Consider the following 20,082-nt stretch of genomic DNA (forward strand, 5'->3'; position numbering starts at 1 on the left):
GGGCGTTTTTCGGGCAGCAGGCTGCGGCGCGCGAAACGGCCGCGCGAACCGGCCGGGGAGGCGAGGATGACGGCAAGCGGTCGGCCCGGCACGGCAGATCCCATGCGCAAGCCGCCCCGCCGCCTGATCGCCAGCGATCGGGTCGTCGGGACGGAGGTCCGCCGGCCCGACGGGGGCCGGGTCGGGCGGATCGAGCGGCTGATGCTCGACAAGGTCTCCGGTCGGGTTGCCTACGTGGTGATGAGCTTCGGCGGTTTCCTCAGCCTCGGCGAAGATTTCTACACGCTGCCCTGGTCGGTGCTGCGCTTCGAGCCGCGCCAGGACGCCTACGTGGTCGACGTCACGGAAGCGCAGCTGCGCGCCGCGCCGGCCCGCACCCCGGAGGGCACCGATCCGGCCGAGGATGGGGCCTGGGAGGATCAGATCCACCGCTACTACGACGCAGCCCCCTATTGGGGCATCTAGGAACGCGCCGCGGTCGTCAGCGGATGGGACGCGTCAGCGGTCCGCACCATCCGGGCAGGTAATCGGCATCCTTGGATTTGGCGAGCGCCATGGCCCGCTCCAGGGCGGAGGAGAAGTCGCCCTCGATGCGCTTCTCCTTGATGTTGCGCCGCAGGAAGTCGGCCCAGAGAAACTCGCTGAACGGCGTCGTGTCCTTCGCGAAGCCGCCGGCCCGGCGCAGCTCGCCGGCGAGGCTGCGATAGGGATCGTCCACCAGGGCGTCGACCGATTTCGGGATGTCCTTGAAGTGCTGGCGCACGCCCTCGGCGTCGTAGGGATGGGTCCACGATTTGTGGTCGCACACCGTCCAGAACGCATCCTTGTCGAGGTAGTGCAGGTCGGCCACCACGGTCACGAGCACGCTCTCGACGCCCTCCTCGTGGAGCGCCCGGGAGAGGTGATGGTGATCGATGATGTAATGGCGCTTCTTCGGTCCGAGCAGCGTCGGGATCATGTGGGCGCCGAGGAATGCCTTCTTCTTCTCGCCGTCGTAGTCCCGCCAGCGCCGCCGCTTCTCGGCCACTTCGCGGTAGCCCACCGTCATCTGCGTCGGACGCAGCTCCGCGATCGGGATGGTCTTGAGCAGCGGTTCTCGGTTGGCCATGGGATCTCGATTCTGCGTGGATTGGTCACGCCACTCTCACAAGGTATCCAGGATCAGAAGGCCGGACAGGGCGCGCAGCGCTCACGTTTCCGGCATTGCCCGCACGGCTTCCAGGACGAACACGCGGATCGCCGAGGACAGGTTCTGCCCGCCGCGTCCGGCATCGATGGCACCGACGAGCGCCTGGACCGACTGGCCCCGCGCCTCCGCGATCTCCCGCAGCGCGGCCCAGAAGGCATCCTCCAGCGACACGCTGGTGCGGTGGCCGGCGATCATCACGGATCGCTTGGTGATACCCGCGCTCATGGCGGAGCGGCGGCCTCTCCAGTCCTTGCGAGCGCAGCGAAGCAATCCGGCAGCGCCACGCCGACCGGGGTCGTGCCGCCCTGGGTTGCTTCGCTGCGCTCGCAAAGACGGTGTACGCGCACCATCAGGATGGCGGTCTCATTCCGCAGGGTCGGAATCCGGCTCGGGCCGCTCGAGGCGGTGGCCCTCGTGGCGCTCGGCCTCCAGGGCCTTGCGCCGCTGCTGGAGGGTCTTGGCCTTCTTCGGCTGCCCGAAGGCGATCCGGTTGGTCTCGGCCTGCGCGTCGGCCTGCGCACGCGCCCTCGCCTTGCGGACCTGGCGCAGGTTGATGATCTCGGCCACGGATCGCCTCCCCGAAGTGGTGACCGGCGCAGGTGCACCACGCCGGCCAGTCTCAAAAGGATCAGTCGGCGCTGGGCGCCAGCATGGTCTCCGGCCGGACCACGCGCTCGAACTCTTCCTCGGTGACGTAGCCGAGGCGCAGCGCCTCTTCCTTGAGGGTCGTGCCGTTCTTGTGCGCGGTCTTGGCGATCTCGGCGGCCTTGTCGTAGCCGATCGAGGGGGCGAGCGCCGTCACCAGCATGAGCGAGCGGCTCATCAGGTCGGCGATCTTGTCCTCGTTGGCCTTGATGCCGACCACGCAATTGTCGGTGAAGCTCACCGCCGCGTCGGCCAGCAGGCGGATCGACTGCAGCACCGCGTTGGCGATCACCGGCTTGAACACGTTGAGTTCGAAGTTGCCCTGGCTGCCGGCGAAGCTCACCGTCGTGCCGTTGCCGATCACCTGGGCGCAGACCATGGTTAGGGCCTCGCACTGGGTCGGGTTGACCTTGCCGGGCATGATCGAGGAGCCGGGCTCGTTCTCGGGCAGCGACAGCTCGCCGAGGCCGGAGCGCGGGCCCGAGCCGAGGAAGCGGATGTCCTGGGCGATCTTGAACAGGCCGGCGGCCAGCGCCGCGAGCGCCCCCTGCGTGAATACCAGCGCGTCGTGGGTGGCGAGCGCCTCGAACTTGTTGGCGGCGCTCGTGAACGGCAGGCCCGTCAGCTCCGCGGCCTTGGCGGCGAAGCGCTCGGCGAATTCCGGATGGGCGTTGAGGCCGGTCCCGACCGCGGTGCCGCCCTGGGCGAGGGCCAGCACGCCCGGCAGGGTCGCGGCGACGCGCGATCCGCCGAGCGCCACCTGCGCGGCGTAGCCGGAGAATTCCTGGCCGAGCGAGACCGGCGTCGCGTCCTGAAGGTGGGTGCGGCCGATCTTGACGATCGAATCGAACGCCTTGGCCTTGGCGTCGAGCGCCGCGTGCAGATGGCTCAGCGCCGGCAGCAGGCGCCCGTGGATCTCGCGGGCGACCGCGATGTGCATGGCGGTGGGGAAGGTGTCGTTGGAGGATTGGCCGCGGTTGCAATGGTCGTTCGGATGGACCGGCGACTTGCCGCCGCGCTGGCCGCCGAGCCGCTCGTTGGCGAGGCTCGCGATCACCTCGTTGGCGTTCATGTTCGACTGGGTGCCCGAGCCGGTCTGGTAGATGACGAGCGGGAACTCGTCGTCGTAGCGGCCCTCGACGACCTCGGCGGCCGAGGCCGCGATGGCGTCGGCGAGCTTCGGGTCGAGAGCGCCGAGATCCTTGTTCACCAGGGCGGCGGCCTGCTTCACCACGCCGAGGGCGTGGACCAGCGGCGCCGGCATCCGGTCGGTGCCGATCTTGAAGTTCTGGATCGAGCGCTGCGTCTGCGCGCCCCAGTAGCGATGCGCCGGAACCTCGATCGGCCCGAAGGTGTCGGACTCGGTGCGGGTGGCGGTCTCGGTGGGCGACATCGTGGCCTCTACGTCTGGTGCAGTGCGGTGCCTACTTAAATGAGGCGCGGATGAATCGCGATGCCGGTTTTCCCCGGTGCGCCGACAAGGGCGGGGCTCTGTTCCCGCCGGACATGAAGCCGAACTGGGAGCCGATGAGCGCCACGATCGATCTCTCCGAGCCGAAGGCCGCCACCCGGTTCCGCCCCGTCGTGCCGCCGCCCCTGCGCGAGCCGCTCGGCCTGTTCGCGTTCCTGCGGGCGGCGCGGAAGAACCCGATCACCACCTGGATGGACGCGCATTTCAAGCTGCCGGTGGTGGCGGCCGAGGGCGCGATGGGCCGGATCACCCTGGTGAGCGACCCGGCGCTGATCCGCTACGTGCTGATCGAGAACGCCGAGAACTACCGCAAGGACGACCTCCAGCGCCGGGTCCTGGCGCCGGGACTCGGCAACGGCCTGCTCAGCGCCGAGGGCGACGAGTGGCGGCTCCAGCGCCGGACGCTGGCGCCGATCTTCAACGCCCGCACGGTCCAGGGTTTTTCCGACGCGATGAACGCCGCCGGGGCGCGGCTCGGCCGCCGCCTCGCCCGCCGGATCGGCAAGCCCGTCGACGTCGCCCTGGAGATGACCCGCGTCACCCTCGACGTGCTGGAGCGGACGATCTTCACGCAGGGCCTGCCGAGCGATCCCGATGCCCTGGGCCGCGCCATCACGCGCTTCCTGGAGGCGGTCGGGCCGATCGACCCCCTCGACGTGTTCGGCGTGCCCGATTTCGTGCCGCGGATCGGCCGCCTGCGGGCGCGCCCGGCGGGCCGCTTCTTCGCCGAGGTGGTCGACGAACTCATCGCCCGGCGCAAGGCGCTGATGGCACAGGGAGGGGCGCCCCGGGACCTGCTGACGCTGCTGCTCGCCGCGCAGGATCCCGAGACCGGCAACGGGCTCTCGGACCTCGCCGTGAAGGCCAACATCGTCACCTTCATCGCCGCCGGGCACGAGACCACGGCCAATTCCCTGACCTGGGCACTCTACTGCTTGTCGCAGGATCCCGCCGCGCAGGCGCGGGTCGAGGCCGAGGTCGACGCGGCCGGGCCGGGGGATTTCGCCGTCGAGCGCCTGCCCTTCACCCGGGCTGTGATCGAGGAGGCGATGCGGCTGTTCCCGCCGGTGCCGTTCCTCAGCCGGCAGGCGGTCCGGGACGACCGGCTCGGCCGGATCAAGGTGCCGCGGGGCTCGCTGGTGATGGTGGCGCCCTGGGTGCTCCACCGCCATCACCTGCTGTGGGCGGACCCGGCGGCCTTCGTGCCGGAGCGGTTCCTGCCCGAGAACCGGGACGCGATCCCGCGCTTCGCCTATTTGCCGTTCGGAGCGGGGCCGCGGGTCTGCATCGGCCAGAGCTTCTCGATCCAGGAGGCGGTGATCCTGCTGGCCCACGTGGTCCGGGCGGTGCGCTTCAGGCTGCCGGAGGATCACCCGCCGATCACGCCGCTCCACCGGGTGACGCTGCGGCCGGAGCACGGCTTACGCATGGAGGCCGAGCAGCGCTCTTGAGCGGGTTGACGGGTTCCCCGTGCGTTCTCACATGCCGGTACGAGTCAGCAGAGTCGCGCTGGCTGGAATCAGGCACGAACCGCGATCGCCGACACCGTTGCTCCCGCGACGCTGGATTATGGCTAGCAGGTCGCCCGCGTGCTGCGCTCCAATGCGGAGACGGAAAAATTCGTGGCCGAACAGCGCAAGCTGATCGATGAGGAAACCAAGCTTCAGGCCGAGGCGGCGAAGTTGCGCGCCGAAACGCTCAAGCTCGATCGAGACCGCGTCCTTGCCCCGCTCTCGATCGCTTTTGCCGGCATGGCAGCAGCGGCCGCCTTCTTTGGCGCAGGCGCCGCTTTCGTCAAACTGCTGAGTCCATAAGTATCTAAGCGATGATCGTTGACGGGAGCACTGCCGTCGTCGGGGGGATTGATGACCGCGATGCCGATCGTCGCGATGGCCGACGAATTCAGGAGCGTCGCGGTAAGCTTCAGGCCCTCGTTGAAGCGCTCGGCGCGCGGCTTCCGCTCACCCGCCGACAGCATCGGCTGCGCGACCGTGTCGTCCACCGCATGAACCCCCGGGCGTCGAGTCGGCCCGGGGAGAGTTCAGCTCTTCTTGCGGAACGCGTCCAGGCTCACGACCTCGGCGCTGCCCTCTTCGCCGTCCTTCTTGGCGGGGGGGCGGGGGGCCTTCTCGTCGGGCTTGGCGGCCTTCTCCCCCTGGACTGCGGGGGCGGGCAGCCCCTTCGGCGCACTGGAACCGATCGTGGCGAGCCCGGCGCTCTTGGGCCGCACCTCGCCGGGTTCCGAACCAGCCCCACGGGGGCCGGGCTTAGCCGGGGCGGCATTCGCCTCCTCCGGCGTCTCGCCGGCCTCGCTGAGATCGAACTTCAGGCCGAACTGCACGGAGGGATCGAAGAAGCCCGACAGGGCGTCGAACGGCACGAGCAGCCGCTCCGGCACGCCCGAGAAGGACAGACCGACCTCGAAGGCGTGCTCGGTGACGTTGAGGTCCCAGAACTGGTGCTGCAGGACGATCGTCATGTCCTGCGGGTACTTCTCGCGCAGGGCCTGCGACATCCGCACGCCGGGCGCCTCCGTCCGGAACGAGACGTAGAAGTGGTGTTCACCCATCAGCCCTTCACGGGCGGCATCGGTCAACACCTTGCGCACCACGCCGCGCAGGGCGTCCTGCACCAGAAGATCGTAGCGGATCAGGTCGTCTGCCATCTGCGGTCGCGCTCTCGCCCGGTCTGCCCGGCGCCCCGCCGCGGATGGCCGGACCGAGGAATGAAGTGGAGGCTTCTGTTGCCAGGTGCCCCCCGAACCCCGCCTATGCGGTGCTACCCGCTAGGACTTTAGGTCGGTATTGGGGACCGCTTACGCGGCCACCGCCACCGGAGCAAAGTTGTCGTTGGCAACTATTGCAAAGGCCCGATAACGGCGGAACCATGCCGAGCGAAAGCTCAACCTTTACGCCCTCGTCGATCCTATTTCGCCCCCGCCCAAGCCCCGGCTCCGACCATGCACCTTGCGGCAGCATGTCCTGGGCTTGGGTGGAGGCGCCGGGTACCGCCCCCGGGTCCGATAGGTTTATTGCGAAGAACGTTTATCGCCATAGCCGGCCTCGCGACCGGCTCCCGAGATATAGAGGGGATCGGTCCGGTTTTGAAGCCCGATCGTGTCGCGCCGCCGTCTCATTTGGAGCCTCCGGGCGAAGCTGTTGCCGGAAGTGCGCAATCGCGCGCCCCCGGCACCCGAGGTCCTCTCGGCCGTCTCTGGACCGCGACATGGCAGCTCGGCGCCATCGTCGCCCTCGTGATCCTCTATCTCGGGGCGGCGAGCCTGCTGTCGCTGGCCGCCGTGCGCGTCGGCTTCGACCTGTGGAACGGGATCGACCCGTTCCTGCCCCCGGAGCGGCGCCCGTTTCTCGGCGCGGTGGAACTCGCCCACCGGGCCTTCGCGATCGACGCCCTGCGCCAGGTCTTCCTCGCGGCCCTCGTGCTCGGCGGCGCGTGGTGGCGCGACCGGGCTGCCTGGCGCCGCCGCCTTGCCCTGGACCGGGAGCGGCCGAACGGGATGCGGCCGGTCGCGCTGCTGAGCCTCCTCCTCGTCTGGCCGGTGCTGCACATCGCCTGGGTCACCGGCACGGCGGAGCTGTTCGGCGCGAGCTTCGGCCAGCATGTGCGGCTGTCGCCCTTCATGAGCCAGGCCGCGGTCACTGCATGGCTCGTCTATCTCGCGATCCTGGCGCCCGTGGCCGAGGAGCTGCTGCTGCGCGGCGAGGCCTTCGCGCGCGCCAGCGCGGCGGTCGGGCCTGCGGGGGCGATCGTGGTCACCGCGCTCATCTTCGCCGCCGCCCACATCTCGTCCTGGGGGCTCGCGCGGCCGATCTCCCTGCTGCCGCTCGCCCTGGCGCTCGGCTGGCTGCGCTGGCGCACCGGCCGGCTCTGGCCCGGAATCGCCCTGCACGGCTGGTCGAACCTCGCCCTCGTGACCTACCTGCTTTGGCCGGGGTAATGCGTTCGCCGCCCAAGAAGACGCCGGTCCGAACCTGAAGAGTGCGTCAGAAACCACGCCCAAGAGCCGTCCCGCATCGAGACTCGCGCTCGCCATGCACATATACGGGCTTGGAACCTGCCAGCCGCCATTCTGGCATGCAGGAGTGCCCGATGGACGCATATCACGACCTGCTCCGGCGCATCCTCGACGAGGGCGCCGTTAAGGACGACCGCACCGGCACCGGCACCCTCTCGGTGTTCGGCCACCAGATGCGTTTCGATCTCTCGGCGGGCTTCCCGCTGGTCACCACGAAGCGGCTGCACCTGCGCTCGATCATCCACGAGCTGCTCTGGTTCCTCACCGGCGATACCAACGTGGCCGCGCTCAGAGCGAACGGCGTGACGATCTGGGACGAGTGGGCGGACGCGCAGGGTGATCTCGGGCCGGTCTACGGCAAGCAATGGCGCTCCTGGGAGAAGCCCGGCGGCAGCACGGTTGACCAGATCGCCTGGGTGCTGGGTGAGATCCGGCGCAATCCCGATTCCCGCCGCCTGATCGTCTCGGCCTGGAACCCGGCCGACCTCGACCGGATGGCGCTCGCCCCCTGCCACTGCCTGTTCCAGTTCTACGTCAGCGATGGGCGGCTCTCCTGCCAGCTCTACCAGCGTTCGGCGGACGCCTTCCTCGGCGTGCCCTTCAACATCGCGAGCTACGCCCTCCTGACCCACATGATCGCCCAGGTGACCGGCCTCGGGGTCGGCGACTTCGTCCACACCTTCGGCGACGCGCATCTCTACCGGAACCACCTGGAGCAGACCCGGACGCTGCTGGGCCGGACCCCGCGCCCGCTGCCGCAGCTGCGGCTCAATCCGGAGGTCCGCGACCTGTTCGCCTTCCGGTACGAGGACATCGCCATCGAGGGTTACGAGCCGCACCCGGCCATCGCGGCCCCGGTCGCGGTATGAGCCCGATCGTCTCCCTGGTCGCCGCCGTCGCCCGCAACGGCGTGATCGGCCGCGACAACGGGCTCGCCTGGCATCTCTCCAGCGATCTCAAGCGCTTCAAGGCCCTGACCATGGGCAAGCCGATGCTGATGGGGCGCCGGACCTGGGATTCGATCGGCCGCCCCCTGCCGGGGCGTCGCACCCTGGTGCTCACGCGGGATCGCGCCTTCCGCGCCGAGGGGGTCGAGACCGTCCATGATTGGGAAACGGCGCTGGCTGCCGCCGGGACGGAGCTGATGGTGGTGGGTGGGGCCGAGATCTACGCACTCGCGCTCCCGCATGCCGACCGGCTCCATCTCACCGAGGTCGCGGCCGAGCCCGAGGGCGATGTGCGATTCCCGGTCGTCGACCGCGGCCGCTTCCGGGAGACGTTCCGCGAGGCGCACCCGGCAGGCCCGCGGGACGAGCACGCCTTCGCCTTCGTCGATTGGGAGCGCGTGCGCTGAGGCGCGCCGCCGCATTTGCGTTCCGCACCGCGCATGCCCACCTGCCAGCCTTGACAGCATGGGGCGTGCGCCCGCAGGTGCCTGTCAGGTGCGCAGGCTCACGCCGGGCATGCGCATCCTGCGGGAAAATGCGCGCGTGCAGGCTCTTAAGGCCTCCACGCGGACGAGGTCGCATCGCGATCGGTCCGCTTGGCCGGGACTAGGCGGGCGAGCGTGGCCGTTCAGGCAAGGGGCGCGGGCCGGGGTGCGGGCTGGGCGCGGACAGGCAGGAGACGACGGCTAGGATGCCTTGGAGCAATCAGAGCGGCGGCGGGGGCCCCTGGGGCCGGCCCGGCGGTAACGGCGGCGGTCCCTGGGGTGGTGGCGGCGGCGGTGGCAAGACGCCGCCGAACCTCGAGGATCTGCTCCGGCGCGGGCAGGACCGTCTGCGCGGTCTGATCCCGGGCGGCGGCGGTTCGGGCGGCGGCTATGGCGGCGGCGGTTCGACCGGCGTCGGCGGCGGCCGCAGCGCGGCCGTGATCGCCGTCCTGGCTGTCGCCATCTGGCTCGCCACCGGCTTCTACACCGTCTACCCCCGTCAGGTCGGCATCGAGACGATCTTCGGCCGCTATGTCGGCACCAAGGGCGAGGGCCTGCGCTACAATTTCCCCTATCCGATCGGCGGCGTGGTGAAGCCGGATGTCGGCTCCCAGAACTCGATCCAGATCGGCTTCCGCTCCGGTCCGAACGGCCAGGGCCGTACCCGCGACGTGCCCGACGAGAGCCTGATGCTCACCGGCGACGAGAACATCGTCGATCTCGACTTCGAGGTGCAGTGGCGGGTCAACCCGCTGAAGGCCTCCGATTTCGTGTTCAACCTCCAGAACCCGGAGGGCACCATCAAGGCGATCTCCGAGAGCGCGATGCGCGAGGTGATCGGCCGCCGCAACATCCAGGCGATCCTCACCAACGAGCAGTCGAGCATCGCGCAGGAGGTGAAGGAGATGGTCCAGAAGGGGCTCGACGAGTACGGCGCCGGCGTGCGCATCGAGGTGGTGCAGCTCGTCTCGGTAAACCCGCCGCCGGAGGTGCGCCCTGCCTTCATCGACGTGAACGCCGCCCAGCAGGACGCCGACACCGCGCAGAACGAGGCCAAGACCTACGCCAGCCGCGAAGTGCCGCAGGCCCGCGGCAAGGCGTCCCAGATCGTCCAGCAGGCCGAGGCCTACCGGACGAAGGCGACCGCCGACGCCACCGGCCAGGCCGCGCGCTTCAGCGAGGTCTATGCCTCCTACAAGGCCGCCCCGGCGATCAGCCGCGAGCGGATCTTCCTGGAGACGATGGAGAAGGTCCTGGGCTCCGTGAACAAGGTGATCATCGACCAGAACGGCACCCAGCCCGGCGCCGCGACCGCGGCCGGCGTGCTGCCGGTGCTGCCGCTCTCCGAGTTCGGCGCCCGGGCCCAGAGCCAGACGGGAGCCGCCCGATGAAACAGGCACTCCGCACCGGCCTGATCGCGATCGCGGCGATCGTCGCGATCGGGCTCTACGCATCGATCTTCACCGTCGGCCAGATGCAGCAGGCGCTCGTCCTGCAGTTCGGCCGCGTCCGCGCCGTCCTCAACGCCACCGGCGAGGACAAGCCCGGCCTCTACTTCAAGATCCCGTTCATGGAGAACGTGGTCATCTTCGACAAGCGCGTGCTCGACCTCGACCTGCCGGTGCAGACGGTGCTCACCGCCGACCGGCAGAACCTGGAGGTGGACGCCTTCGCCCGCTACCGGATCGTCGATCCGCTGCGCTTCTATCAGGCGGTGGGCAATATCGGCCTGGCCAACCAGCGGCTGGCGAGCTTCACCAATTCCGGCCTGCGCAACGTGCTCGCCCGCTCGACCCGCGACGCGATTGTGAAGACCGATCGCGGGCAGCTGATGCACCAGATCCAGGAGGACGTGAACCGGCAGGCCAAGGCGCTCGGCATCGAGATCGTCGACCTGCGCATGACCCGCGTCGACCTGCCCGCGCAGAACTCGGCCGCCGTCTACCGGCGGATGAAGACCGAGCGCGAGCGCGAGGCCGCCGACATCCGCGCCAACGGCGACCAGATTGCCGCCACGATCCGCGCCAAGGCCGACCGCGAGGTGACGGTGATCCTGGCCGAGGCCACTCAGAAATCCGAGCAGCTGCGCGGACAGGGTGACGCGGACAAGAACCGCATCCTCGCCGACGCGTTCGGCAAGGATGCGGACTTCTTCAGCTTCTACCGCTCGATGCAGGCCTACGAGAGCGGGCTGAAGGGATCCGATACCCGTCTGGTGATCAGCCCGAGCTCGGACTTCTTCCGATACTTCAGCGACCCGCAGGGACGCGCGGCTGCCTCGGCGGCGCGCGGACCGCGCGGACCGGTCGATCCGAGTGCCATGACCGGGTCGACGGCCGGAACGGGGCGCTGATCGGGCGGGTGCCGGCGCGCTGGCGCCCCGACACCCCACGAGTCAAAATCCGCGGGCGGCCGACTTCGGGTCGGGAGCCCGCGGAGCCGGAAACGCGTTCATGAAGAGGTCGATCATGCACCCCGTCGCGAGCGCCGCTGAGGCGCCCTTCGGCCGCGCCAAGGCGCAGCCCCGATCCCGCGCCCGCGCGCTGATGGCGTCGATCTTGGTCGGCGCATCCGTGGCGACCGCTGCCCTGCCGGTTCCTGCCTTCGCCAAGGGGCCGGCCTCGCTCGCCGACCTCGCCGAGCAGGTTACCGACGCGGTGGTGAACATCTCCGCCTCCACGACGGTCGAAGCGCGCGCCGGCCGCGCCGGGCCGCAGGTACCTCCGGGCACACCGTTCGAGGATCTGTTCGAGGAGTTCTTCAACCGCCGCGGCGGCCGCGGCGGTGGTGGCGAGCGGGGCGACAACGACGCGCCGCGCCAGCAGCGCAAGTCGAACTCCCTGGGCTCCGGCTTCATCATCGACGCCTCCGGGATCGTGGTGACCAACAACCACGTCATCGGCGACGCCAACGACATCCAGGTCATCCTGCACGACGGCACCAAGCTGAAGGCCGAGATCGTCGGCAAGGATTCGAAGATCGACCTCGCGGTGCTGCGGGTGAAGCCCACTGCCGATCGCCCGCTGAAGGCCGTGCCGTTCGGGGATTCCGACAAGATGCGGCCGGGCGACTGGGTCATCGCCATCGGCAACCCGTTCGGGCTCGGCGGCTCGGTCTCCGCCGGCATCGTCTCGGCCCGGGGCCGGAACATCGAGTCCGGACCCTACGACAACTACATTCAGACCGATGCGGCCATCAACAAGGGCAATTCGGGTGGGCCGCTGTTCAACATGGATGGCGAGGTGATCGGCATCAACACGGCGATTCTGTCGCCGACCGGCGGCTCGGTGGGCATCGGCTTCGCGGTGCCGTCGGGCACGGCCAAGCCCGTGATCGACCAGCTCCGCGATTTCGGCGAGGTCCGCCGCGGCTGGCTCGGCGTGCGCATCCAGAACGTCGATGATGCCACTGCGGAGGCGCTCAACCTCAAGGGTGGGCCGCGAGGCGCCCTGGTCGCCGGCGTCGACGAGAAGGGACCGGCTAAATCCGCCGGGATCGAGGTCGGCGACGTGATCCTGAAGTTCAACGGCGCGCCCGTGAAGGCCTCGGGCGACCTGCCGCGCATCGTCGCCTCGACCCCGGTCGGCCAGAAGGTCGACGTGGTCGTCATGCGCAAGGGCGAGGAGGTGACGAAGCCCGTCACCCTCGGCCGCCTGGAGGACAGCGACAAGCCACAACTCGCCAACCTGCGCCAGCCGGAGCCCGAGAGCGCGACCCGGCAGGCGCTCGGCCTCAACCTCTCCGGCATGACCGACGAACTGCGCAAGAAGTACTCCATCAAGGACACCGTGAAGGGCGTGGTCGTCACCCGCGTCGACCCGAACTCGACTGCCGCCGACAAGCGGATCCAGCCCGGCGAGGTGATCGTCGAGGTCGGCCAGGAGTCGGTGAGCACCCCCGCGGAGGTGACCAAGCGGATCGACGCCCTCAAGAAGGACGGGCGCAAGTCGGTGCTGCTGCTGGTGGCGAGCGCCACCGGCGACGTGCGCTTCGTGGCCGTCGGCCTCGACTGAGCGGCCTCATCTGCACTGAAGAGGGCCGTCGCTTCGCGAGGAGCGGCGGCCCTCGCGCGTTCAGGGGCTCGCATTGACGCGGCGCTGCACACTGGCGGCGGCGCGAGTCGGTGCGGCTCGAACGATCCCGGCCCCAAGACGGCCGTCGCCTTCGACACCCTGAAATTCGCCCGCGCCCTGCGGGAGACGGCGAAGCTGTCGCCCGAGCGGGCGGAGGGCTTGGCCGACGCGCTTGTCGACACCTTTGACGGAAACATCGCCACGAAAGCCGACATCCGTGATGTGCAAGCGGATATCCAGGTCGTCCGCTGCGATATCGAAGCCCTGAAGGGCGCGACCGCTTCCGCGAAGGTCGAGACGAAGCGCTGGCTGGTCGGTGCGATCGGCTTTCAGACCTGGCGGTTCTGGGCGCGGTCATCGCCCCGACCCGCACCCTGCACTGAGCCTCACCCCACGAACTCCGCCGCCGCGTAGCCCTGCAGGTACAGGAGCGCGGTGAGGTCGCCGTGCTCGACCCGGACCCGCGCCGCGGCCGCGACCGCGGGCTTTGCCCGGAATGCCACGCCGAGGCCGGCCTCGCCCAGCATGTCGAGATCGTTGGCCCCATCGCCCACTGCCAGCGTATCCACGTGACCGAGGCCCAGCGTCCCGCGCAGCGCGATCAGCGACGCGCGCTTCTCGGCCTTGCCGACGATCGGAGCTTCCACCGTCCCGGTCAGCCGCCCCTCGTCCACACCGAGCACATTCGAGCGGTGCTCGTGGAAGCCGATCATTGCGGCGATCGGGCCAGTGAACAGGGTGAAACCACCCGAGACCAGGCAGGTGTGGACGTTGTGCGCCCGCATCGTCTGGACCAGCGTGCGGCCGCCCGGGGTCAGGGTCAGGTGCCGGGCGATCAGTTCATCGACCACCCTTACCGGGATGTCCTTCAGGAGCGCCACGCGCTCGCGGAGCGCCGGCTCGAAGGCGATCTCGCCGCGCATCGCCCGCTCGGTGATCGCCGCCACGTGGTCCTTGAGGCCGAGCGTCCCGGCGAGCTCGTCGATGCATTCCTGCTCGATCATGGTGGAATCCATGTCGGCCAGGAACAGGCGCTTGCGCCGGTGCGCGTCGGCGGGCAGCACCGCGAGGTCGAGCGGCTCCCCGGCCAGGGCCGCCCGCAGCTTCTCCGTAAGGGCCAGGGCGATCCCGGGCTCACCCGGCACCAGCACCTCGGCCGCGACCTCCCCGTGCAGGATTCGGGGCTGGTGCTCCGTCCGCAGCACGGCGCGCGTCTCGGCCAGCACCGCGTCGGTGATGGACGGCCGATCCGGGTTTGCTATCAGGACCGCGACCAGCATCGTGGAGTTTCGCCTTGCCGCCAGACCGGGAGGAGGCCGGGGGGCGCCCGGCGGCGATCCTCATCGCAGGGCCCACCGCCTCGGGCAAGTCGGCGCTCGCCACCCGGCTGGCGGAGCGTCACGGCGGCGTGGTGATCAACACCGATTCCATGCAGGTCTACGCGGATCTGCGCCGCCTGACTGCCCGGCCCGATCCGGATGAGGAGGCGCGGGTGCCCCACCGGCTCTACGGCCATGTCGACGGCGCCGTGAACTACTCCGTCGGGCATTTCTCGCGGGACGCGGCGGCGCTGCTGGCGACGCTCGGTGGGCAGATGCCGGTTTTCGTCGGTGGCACGGGCCTGTATTTCCGGGCGCTGGAGCAGGGGTTTTCGGAACTGCCGCCCGTGCCGGAAGCGGTCCGCACGCAGGTGCGGGCGGAGGCCGACGGGCGCCCTACCGAGGCGCTCCATGCCGACCTCGCCCGACACGATCCCGAGGGGGCTGCCCGCCTGCGGCCGAGCGACCGGATGCGGGTGATGCGCGCCCTGGAGATCTTTCGCGCGACGGGGCGGCCGATCGCGAGCTTCTACGGCGATCCCGTGCCCGGCCCTCTCGCCGGCTGGGACCTCCGGAAGATCTTCCTCGCACCCGACCGCGCGGTGCTGCGCGCCCGCATCGACGCCCGCTTCCTGACCATGATCGCGGAGGGCGCGCTGGACGAGGTCGCCCGCCTGCGGGAGCGCCGGCTTGATCCGATGCTGCCGGTCATGCGCGCCCACGGCGTTCCGGGGCTGATCGCCCATCTCGACGGGGCCGTGAGCCTTGAAGCGGCGATCGGTCGGGGGCAGGCGGATACGCGGGCCTACGCCAAGCGCCAGTTCACGTGGTTCCGCCACCAGATGGGGGAGGATTGGCGCTGGGTGGATCCGGAAGGGGCGAAGGTCGAAGACCTGACCTGATGAGTTCGGCCCATCCGCTGAGCGCAGGAGGCTTGCCCGACTTGGTGGTACCGGTGCGGATCTCGGGCGGGCCCGAGATCCGTCGGCGGAGGGACAGGGAGCCTGTCGCGTCTCACGCTGTCATTCAGTCCAGGGTGAGGGAAGGTGTCAGCGCTCCAGCCGCGCCACGAGGCTCGACGTGTCCCAGCGGTTGCCGCCCATGGCCTGCACCTCGGCGTAGAACTGGTCAACGAGGGCCGAGACCGGCAGCTTGGCGCCGTTGCGGCGGGCCTCGTCCAGCAGGATACCCAGATCCTTGCGCATCCAGTCGACCGCGAAGCCGAAGTCGAACTTGCCCGCGTTCATGGTCTTGCCGCGGTTCTCCATCTGCCAGGAGCCGGCGGCCCCCTTGGAGATCACGTCGAGCACCGCCTCGACGTCGAGGCCGGCCCGCTTGGCGAAGTGGACGCCCTCCGACAGGCCCTGGACGAGGCCGGCGATGCAGATCTGGTTGACCATCTTGGTGAGCTGGCCGGCCCCCGCCGGGCCCATCAGCCGGCAGGCCCGGGCGAAGGATCCGATCGCGCCCTCGACCTTGGCGTAGGTCGCCGCGTCGCCGCCGCACATCACGGTGAGCACGCCATTCTCGGCGCCCGCCTGGCCGCCGGAGACCGGGGCATCGATGAAGCCGAGCCCCTTGGCCTCGGCAGCCGCGGCGAGTTCCCGGGCGACCTCGGCGGAGGCCGTGGTGTGATCGACGAAGATCGCACCGGGCTTCATGCCGGCGAGCGCCCCATCAGCGCCCAGCACGACGCTGCGCAGGTCGTCGTCGTTGCCTACGCAGGCGAACACGATCTCGGCGCCCTCGGCGGCCTGCCGGGGGGTGGGGGCGAACGCGCCGCCATAGGTCTTCACCCAGGCCTCGGCCTTCGGCGTCGTACGGTTGTAGACGGTGACGTCGTGGCCACCCTTCTTGGCGAGGTGGCCGGCCATCGGCCCGCCCATCACGCCGAGACCCAGGAATGCGACCTTCGCCATGGTTGTCCGCTCCTCGCAGGGCCGGATCGTGCCGGCGCCCTTCCTTCGCTCACGACAGGCGGCGACGGGACCCGGCCGCCGGTTCGTGAAGGTGATCGGAGCCGTGCCGAAGACCCGACCTGACAGATTGGACGTCGTGCCGCCGCCAAAGCTGCATCACAGCTCGGATCGCTTGCGTCAACGGCGGACGAAGAGGATAAACCGCCCGTGTAGCCCGGGACCCGCGAGTCCCAGCCGGCGGCCTCCGGGGCGCCGCGCGCGAGGCAGTCGGTCAGGGAGTGGGACATGGGTTCGGCGATCGGCAGGCATGGGCCGTGGGCCCTCGTAGGGGCGCTCGGCGCCGCGGCTCTGGCGATCGTGGCGAGCCAGCGCGGCGAGACGATCAACGCCCTCTGGATCGTGGTCGCGGCGGTCTGCGTCTACCTCATCGCCTACCGCTACTATGCCAAGTTCATCGCCGACAAGGTGATGCGCCTCGACCCGAAGCGCGTGACGCCGGCGGTGCGCCACAATGACGGGCTCGACTACGTCCCCACCAACCGCGGCGTCCTGTTCGGCCACCACTTCGCGGCGATCGCGGGGGCCGGCCCGCTGGTCGGCCCGGTGCTCGCCGCCCAGATGGGCTACCTGCCCGGCATGCTCTGGATCCTGGCCGGCGTCGTCCTAGCCGGCGCCGTGCAGGATTTCATGGTCCTGTTCGTGTCGATGCGCCGCGATGGGCGCTCGCTCGGCGAGCTGATCCGGGCCGAGCTCGGCACGATCCCCGGCATCATCGCCCTGTTCGGCACCTTCCTGATCATGGTGATCCTGCTGGCCGTGCTGGCCCTCATCGTCGTCAAGGCGCTCGCCGAGAGTCCGTGGGGTACCTTCACGGTGATGTCGACGATCCCGATCGCCATGCTGATGGGTGTGTACGCGCGCTACATCCGCCCCGGTAAGATCGGCGAGGTCTCGATCCTCGGCTTCGTCCTGCTGATGCTGGCGATCGTCGCCGGCGGCTCGGTGGCGTCGAGCCCGGTCTGGGGGCCGGCCTTCACCTTCACGGGCCCACAGCTCTGCTGGATGCTGATCGGCTACGGCTTCGTGGCCTCGATCCTGCCGGTCTGGCTGCTCCTCGCCCCGCGCGACTACCTGTCGACCTTCCTCAAGATCGGGACCATCGTGGGTCTCGCGCTCGGCATCGCCTTCGTGGCGCCGCACATGCAGATGCCGGCGATCACCAAGTTCGTCGACGGCACCGGCCCGGTCTGGGCGGGCAGCCTGTTCCCGTTCCTGTTCATCACCATCGCGTGCGGTTCGGTCTCGGGCTTCCACGCGCTGATCTCGTCGGGCACCACCCCGAAGCTCATCGCCAGCGAGGCGGATGCCCGCTTCATCGGCTACGGCGGCATGCTGATGGAATCCTTCGTGGCGATCATGGCGCTGGTCTCGGCCTGCGTGATCGACCCCGGCGTCTACTTCACCATGAACTCGCCCGCCGCGCTGGTCGGCACGACGCCCGAGACCGCGGCCGCCGCGGTGACGAAGCTCGGCTTCGCCACCACTCCGGAGGTGATCACCCAGACCGCCGCGGATGTCGGCGAGCACACGATCATCTCTCGGGCGGGCGGCGCGCCGACACTGGCGGTCGGCATGGCCCACATCATCTCGTCGGCCATCGGCGGCAAGACGATGATGGCCTTCTGGTACCACTTCGCGATCCTGTTCGAGGCGCTGTTCATCCTCACGGCGGTGGATGCTGGGACCCGCGCCTGCCGCTTCATGGTGCAGGATCTCGTCGGGCTCGCCGTGCCGGCCTTCAAGAATACGACCGCCTGGGGGCCGAGCATCGCGGCGACCGCCATCTCGGTAGGGGCCTGGGGCTACTTCCTCTACCAGGGCGTGACCGACCCGCTGGGCGGCATCAACACCCTGTGGCCGCTCTTCGGCATCTCGAACCAGATGCTGGCCGCGGTGGCGCTCACGCTGTGCACGGTGGTGATCTTCAAGATGAAGCGCGAGCGCTACGCGTTCGTGACCATCATCCCGACCGCGTGGCTATGCCTGTGCACCCTCACGGCCGGCTGGCAGAAGATCTTCTCGGCCGATCCGAAAATCGGCTTCCTGGCCCATGCCGAGCGCTACGCAACGGCTGCCGCCGAGGGCAAGATCCTGGCGCCCGCCAAGAACGCCGACCAGATGAGCCAGATCATCCTCAACGACCGGATCGACGCGGTGCTGGCGGCCCTGTTCATCGGCCTCGTCGTCGCCATCGCGGGCTTCGGCATCGCCGCCTGCCTGAAGGCGTGGCGCGCGGATCGCTGGACCGCGCTGGAAACCGAGCCCCGCATGGTCGCGGCGGAGTAGGGCGCGCCATGCTGCAGTCGTCGAACCTGCGGGACCGGATCCGGACGTTGTCCAAATGCGTCTGCGACGGCGCCCGGCTGATGGTCGGGCAGGGGGACTACGCGGCCTATGCCGAGCATGTCCGCCGCACCCATCCCGACCAGGCGCCGATGACCGAGGTGGAGTTCTTCCGCAACCGGGAGAACGCCCGCTTCGGGGTCGGCAACACGTCGGGCTTCCGCTGCTGCTGAGCAGCGGGCCGACGGCGGGGTTCCTCCGGTCGGGAAGTGCAAATCGTATCTACGGTCTGATCGAGCGATTGCGGTCCGGATCGTACCGTCAGGCATGCCTCTGGTGTGGGACGGGCCGAAGCGGGAGAGCGATCTCGCCAAGCACGGCCTCGATTTCGCGGATGCGCGACCGCCTGCTGTTCGAGAATGTCTAAGCGCGACACGACGCCGATCACGGACGCGGACGCGGCTCCGGGCCGGCATCGCGGACGATCCGGACAATCCCGAGGTCAGCGCCGAGCAGGCGCGGGCCGCGCGCCTTGGCCGAGGCCTTTCCTGAGCTGGCGGCCACCCTGCGCCGCTCCCGTGGACCGCAGTAGCCGCCGACCAAGCAGCTCGTGAATCTGCGCCTCGATGCCGAGACCGTCGCGGCGTTCAAGGCCACCGGTCGGGGTTGGCGGAGCCGCATGAACTGCGCCCTCCCGGCCGCTGCCCGGGCTCTCGATGCCGGGTGAGAACCATGGCCAGGCCGACCCCATCCCGACAGGGCACCGGTGGAGGCGGCGTTTCTCCGCAACCGCGAGAACGCCCGCTGCGAATCCGGACGTGTCCAGGTTCCGCTGCCGCTGATCTGGACCCGATCCGGCCCAGCCGGCGTTCTCCACGCCGGAGGGCCGTCCAGCCCTCGCCAGATGCGGAAGGCCGATGACCGAAGACAGCGTACAGGATCCCCCTGAGCCCAAAGCCGTCAACACCGCCCATGCCTGGGAGCGGGCCTACTGGGCGCGCCGATTCATGGTCCCGGTGGAGCAGGTCGAGGCCGCCGTGGCGGCCGTCGGCGACGATCCGGCCCGCGTGGCGGCCCATCTCGGACGGGACTGGCCGGGCCACGAGCCCGCCACCTGAAGGCGGCATCCCCGGCGCAAGCTCGGCCGCATCTTGACTCGGTGACCACAATATCCGCCATCTTGGGCTTAACGGGAGGTCGGCATGAGCATTTTCCAGGACGCCATCCTTCGGTTCGGCCGCACGATCATGTCGTATGCGGGCGACGCGGTCTTCCTGCAGGCCGCGGTCTCGTCCGCGGCCAACGTCATCGTGGCGGACGGGGATGTGGGCGAGGAGGAGATCGAATCGGCGATCAGCGGCATCCGCGCCAACCCGATTCTGGAGAAGTCCTACGACACGCTGCGTGTCGAGCAGGAACTCTACGAGGCGATCGCTCGGGCCAAGACCCGGGCCGGGCGGCTGGAGAACCTGCGCCACGTCGGATCCATCGCGGAACGGCCGATCGAGCAGCGCCAGGACGTATTCCTGATCGGCGCGGACGTGGCCGATATCGACGGGATCAGCGCGGTCGAGCACAAGGCGCTCGACGAGATCGCCGCCGCGCTGCTGGTCGACAAGTCCGCCCTGCTGCGCTGATCCGGCGGGCGCGGCGGCCCG

Annotated in this window: 24 protein-coding genes and 1 other RNA gene; 17 read left to right on the forward strand and 8 right to left on the reverse strand. The window is 69.6% G+C overall.

Annotated elements, in window-relative coordinates; all coding sequences use genetic code 11:
• The first annotated feature begins 102 nt into the window (after window positions 1-102).
• Complete coding sequence (locus tag CIW48_RS21820) at window positions 103-465, forward strand: PRC-barrel domain-containing protein (protein ID WP_149312640.1); 363 nt, start codon at window positions 103-105, stop codon at window positions 463-465.
• 16 nt (window positions 466-481) lie between these two features.
• Here the strand turns inward: CIW48_RS21820 and CIW48_RS21825 are convergent, their stop codons facing one another.
• From CIW48_RS21825 to fumC, 4 genes are all read right to left on the reverse strand, one after another.
• Window positions 482-1,108 carry a ParB-like protein gene (locus CIW48_RS21825; RefSeq protein ID WP_149312641.1) on the reverse strand — a complete coding sequence of 209 codons (627 nt, stop codon included), beginning with the start codon at window positions 1,106-1,108 and terminating at the stop codon, window positions 482-484.
• Window positions 1,109-1,189: 81 nt separating this feature from the next.
• Complete coding sequence (locus CIW48_RS21830; RefSeq protein ID WP_091785031.1) at window positions 1,190-1,414, reverse strand: ribbon-helix-helix domain-containing protein; 225 nt, start codon at window positions 1,412-1,414, stop codon at window positions 1,190-1,192.
• A 138-nt stretch (window positions 1,415-1,552) separates the two neighbouring features.
• A complete protein-coding gene (locus CIW48_RS21835; protein ID WP_149312642.1) occupies window positions 1,553-1,756 on the reverse strand; it encodes a DUF4169 family protein in 204 nt (67 codons plus the stop codon).
• A gap of 61 nt (window positions 1,757-1,817) precedes the next feature.
• The gene (fumC, locus tag CIW48_RS21840; RefSeq protein WP_149312643.1) at window positions 1,818-3,227 is read right to left on the reverse strand and encodes a class II fumarate hydratase; all 1,410 of its coding nucleotides are present in this window, start codon (window positions 3,225-3,227) and stop codon (window positions 1,818-1,820) included.
• Between the two features lie 134 nt (window positions 3,228-3,361).
• Here fumC and CIW48_RS21845 point away from each other — a divergent pair, with 134 nt between their 5' ends.
• The 3 genes from CIW48_RS21845 (at window position 3,362) to CIW48_RS33415 (ending at window position 5,314) form a co-directional block, all read left to right on the forward strand.
• The gene (locus tag CIW48_RS21845; protein ID WP_149312667.1) at window positions 3,362-4,756 is read left to right on the forward strand and encodes a cytochrome P450; all 1,395 of its coding nucleotides are present in this window, start codon (window positions 3,362-3,364) and stop codon (window positions 4,754-4,756) included.
• A 138-nt stretch (window positions 4,757-4,894) separates the two neighbouring features.
• Window positions 4,895-5,119: a hypothetical protein gene (locus CIW48_RS21850; RefSeq protein WP_173009350.1), complete on the forward strand. Its 225-nt coding sequence runs from the start codon at window positions 4,895-4,897 to the stop codon at window positions 5,117-5,119.
• A 51-nt stretch (window positions 5,120-5,170) separates the two neighbouring features.
• Window positions 5,171-5,314: a hypothetical protein gene (locus tag CIW48_RS33415; protein WP_173009351.1), complete on the forward strand. Its 144-nt coding sequence runs from the start codon at window positions 5,171-5,173 to the stop codon at window positions 5,312-5,314.
• A 32-nt stretch (window positions 5,315-5,346) separates the two neighbouring features.
• Here the strand turns inward: CIW48_RS33415 and CIW48_RS21855 are convergent, their stop codons facing one another.
• Together CIW48_RS21855 and ssrA are read right to left on the reverse strand one after the other, a co-directional pair.
• On the reverse strand, window positions 5,347-5,970 hold the full coding sequence (locus tag CIW48_RS21855; protein ID WP_149312644.1) for a ClpXP protease specificity-enhancing factor SspB: 624 nt from the start codon (window positions 5,968-5,970) through the stop codon (window positions 5,347-5,349).
• A gap of 64 nt (window positions 5,971-6,034) precedes the next feature.
• Window positions 6,035-6,417: a transfer-messenger RNA gene (ssrA, locus tag CIW48_RS21860) on the reverse strand.
• Between ssrA and CIW48_RS21865 the strand changes: the two genes are divergently transcribed.
• The 7 genes from CIW48_RS21865 to CIW48_RS34740 all read left to right on the forward strand — a co-directional run bounded on the left by CIW48_RS21865 (window position 6,409) and on the right by CIW48_RS34740 (window position 13,257).
• The gene (locus CIW48_RS21865; protein ID WP_153232583.1) at window positions 6,409-7,260 is read left to right on the forward strand and encodes a type II CAAX endopeptidase family protein; all 852 of its coding nucleotides are present in this window, start codon (window positions 6,409-6,411) and stop codon (window positions 7,258-7,260) included. The genes ssrA and CIW48_RS21865 overlap by 9 nt on opposite strands.
• Before the next feature lie 152 nt (window positions 7,261-7,412).
• Window positions 7,413-8,207, forward strand: a complete 795-nt coding sequence (locus CIW48_RS21870; RefSeq protein ID WP_149312646.1) for a thymidylate synthase — start codon at window positions 7,413-7,415, stop codon at window positions 8,205-8,207.
• Complete coding sequence (locus CIW48_RS21875) at window positions 8,204-8,692, forward strand: dihydrofolate reductase (protein WP_149312647.1); 489 nt, start codon at window positions 8,204-8,206, stop codon at window positions 8,690-8,692. Before CIW48_RS21870 ends, CIW48_RS21875 begins: the two co-directional genes overlap by 4 nt.
• 284 nt (window positions 8,693-8,976) lie before the next feature.
• Complete coding sequence (gene hflK, locus CIW48_RS21880) at window positions 8,977-10,161, forward strand: FtsH protease activity modulator HflK (RefSeq protein WP_149312648.1); 1,185 nt, start codon at window positions 8,977-8,979, stop codon at window positions 10,159-10,161.
• On the forward strand, window positions 10,158-11,123 hold the full coding sequence (locus CIW48_RS21885) for a protease modulator HflC (protein ID WP_091785008.1): 966 nt from the start codon (window positions 10,158-10,160) through the stop codon (window positions 11,121-11,123). Before hflK ends, CIW48_RS21885 begins: the two co-directional genes overlap by 4 nt.
• A 115-nt stretch (window positions 11,124-11,238) precedes the next feature.
• A complete protein-coding gene (locus CIW48_RS21890) occupies window positions 11,239-12,783 on the forward strand; it encodes a DegQ family serine endoprotease (RefSeq protein WP_149312668.1) in 1,545 nt (514 codons plus the stop codon).
• A gap of 219 nt (window positions 12,784-13,002) precedes the next feature.
• Window positions 13,003-13,257: a hypothetical protein gene (locus tag CIW48_RS34740; RefSeq protein ID WP_348645137.1), complete on the forward strand. Its 255-nt coding sequence runs from the start codon at window positions 13,003-13,005 to the stop codon at window positions 13,255-13,257.
• Here the strand turns inward: CIW48_RS34740 and serB are convergent.
• Window positions 13,230-14,123 (reverse strand): phosphoserine phosphatase SerB, encoded by an 894-nt coding sequence (gene serB, locus CIW48_RS21900; protein ID WP_149312649.1) that lies wholly within the window; start codon window positions 14,121-14,123, stop codon window positions 13,230-13,232. The genes CIW48_RS34740 and serB overlap by 28 nt on opposite strands.
• Before the next feature lie 14 nt (window positions 14,124-14,137).
• Here serB and miaA point away from each other — a divergent pair, with 14 nt between their 5' ends.
• Window positions 14,138-15,064, forward strand: a complete 927-nt coding sequence (miaA, locus tag CIW48_RS21905; RefSeq protein WP_149312650.1) for a tRNA (adenosine(37)-N6)-dimethylallyltransferase MiaA — start codon at window positions 14,138-14,140, stop codon at window positions 15,062-15,064.
• 147 nt (window positions 15,065-15,211) lie between these two features.
• Here the strand turns inward: miaA and CIW48_RS21910 are convergent, their stop codons facing one another.
• Window positions 15,212-16,081 (reverse strand): NAD(P)-dependent oxidoreductase, encoded by an 870-nt coding sequence (locus CIW48_RS21910; RefSeq protein ID WP_091784996.1) that lies wholly within the window; start codon window positions 16,079-16,081, stop codon window positions 15,212-15,214.
• Window positions 16,082-16,366: 285 nt separating this feature from the next.
• Here CIW48_RS21910 and CIW48_RS21915 point away from each other — a divergent pair, with 285 nt between their 5' ends.
• The 5 genes from CIW48_RS21915 to CIW48_RS21935 all read left to right on the forward strand — a co-directional run bounded on the left by CIW48_RS21915 (window position 16,367) and on the right by CIW48_RS21935 (window position 20,061).
• A complete protein-coding gene (locus CIW48_RS21915) occupies window positions 16,367-18,427 on the forward strand; it encodes a carbon starvation CstA family protein (RefSeq protein WP_149312651.1) in 2,061 nt (686 codons plus the stop codon).
• 8 nt (window positions 18,428-18,435) lie between these two features.
• A complete protein-coding gene (locus tag CIW48_RS21920) occupies window positions 18,436-18,657 on the forward strand; it encodes a YbdD/YjiX family protein (RefSeq protein WP_149312652.1) in 222 nt (73 codons plus the stop codon).
• Window positions 18,658-19,034: 377 nt separating this feature from the next.
• Window positions 19,035-19,151: a BrnA antitoxin family protein gene (locus CIW48_RS34175; RefSeq protein WP_246695362.1), complete on the forward strand. Its 117-nt coding sequence runs from the start codon at window positions 19,035-19,037 to the stop codon at window positions 19,149-19,151.
• Between the two features lie 190 nt (window positions 19,152-19,341).
• Window positions 19,342-19,542: a DUF3606 domain-containing protein gene (locus CIW48_RS21930; RefSeq protein ID WP_091784984.1), complete on the forward strand. Its 201-nt coding sequence runs from the start codon at window positions 19,342-19,344 to the stop codon at window positions 19,540-19,542.
• Window positions 19,543-19,626: 84 nt separating this feature from the next.
• On the forward strand, window positions 19,627-20,061 hold the full coding sequence (locus CIW48_RS21935; protein WP_149312653.1) for a tellurite resistance TerB family protein: 435 nt from the start codon (window positions 19,627-19,629) through the stop codon (window positions 20,059-20,061).
• Window positions 20,062-20,082 lie beyond the last annotated feature (21 nt).

The organism is Methylobacterium sp. P1-11, from assembly GCF_008329595.1.
In the GTDB taxonomy this organism is placed as follows: Bacteria; Pseudomonadota; Alphaproteobacteria; order Rhizobiales; family Beijerinckiaceae; genus Methylobacterium.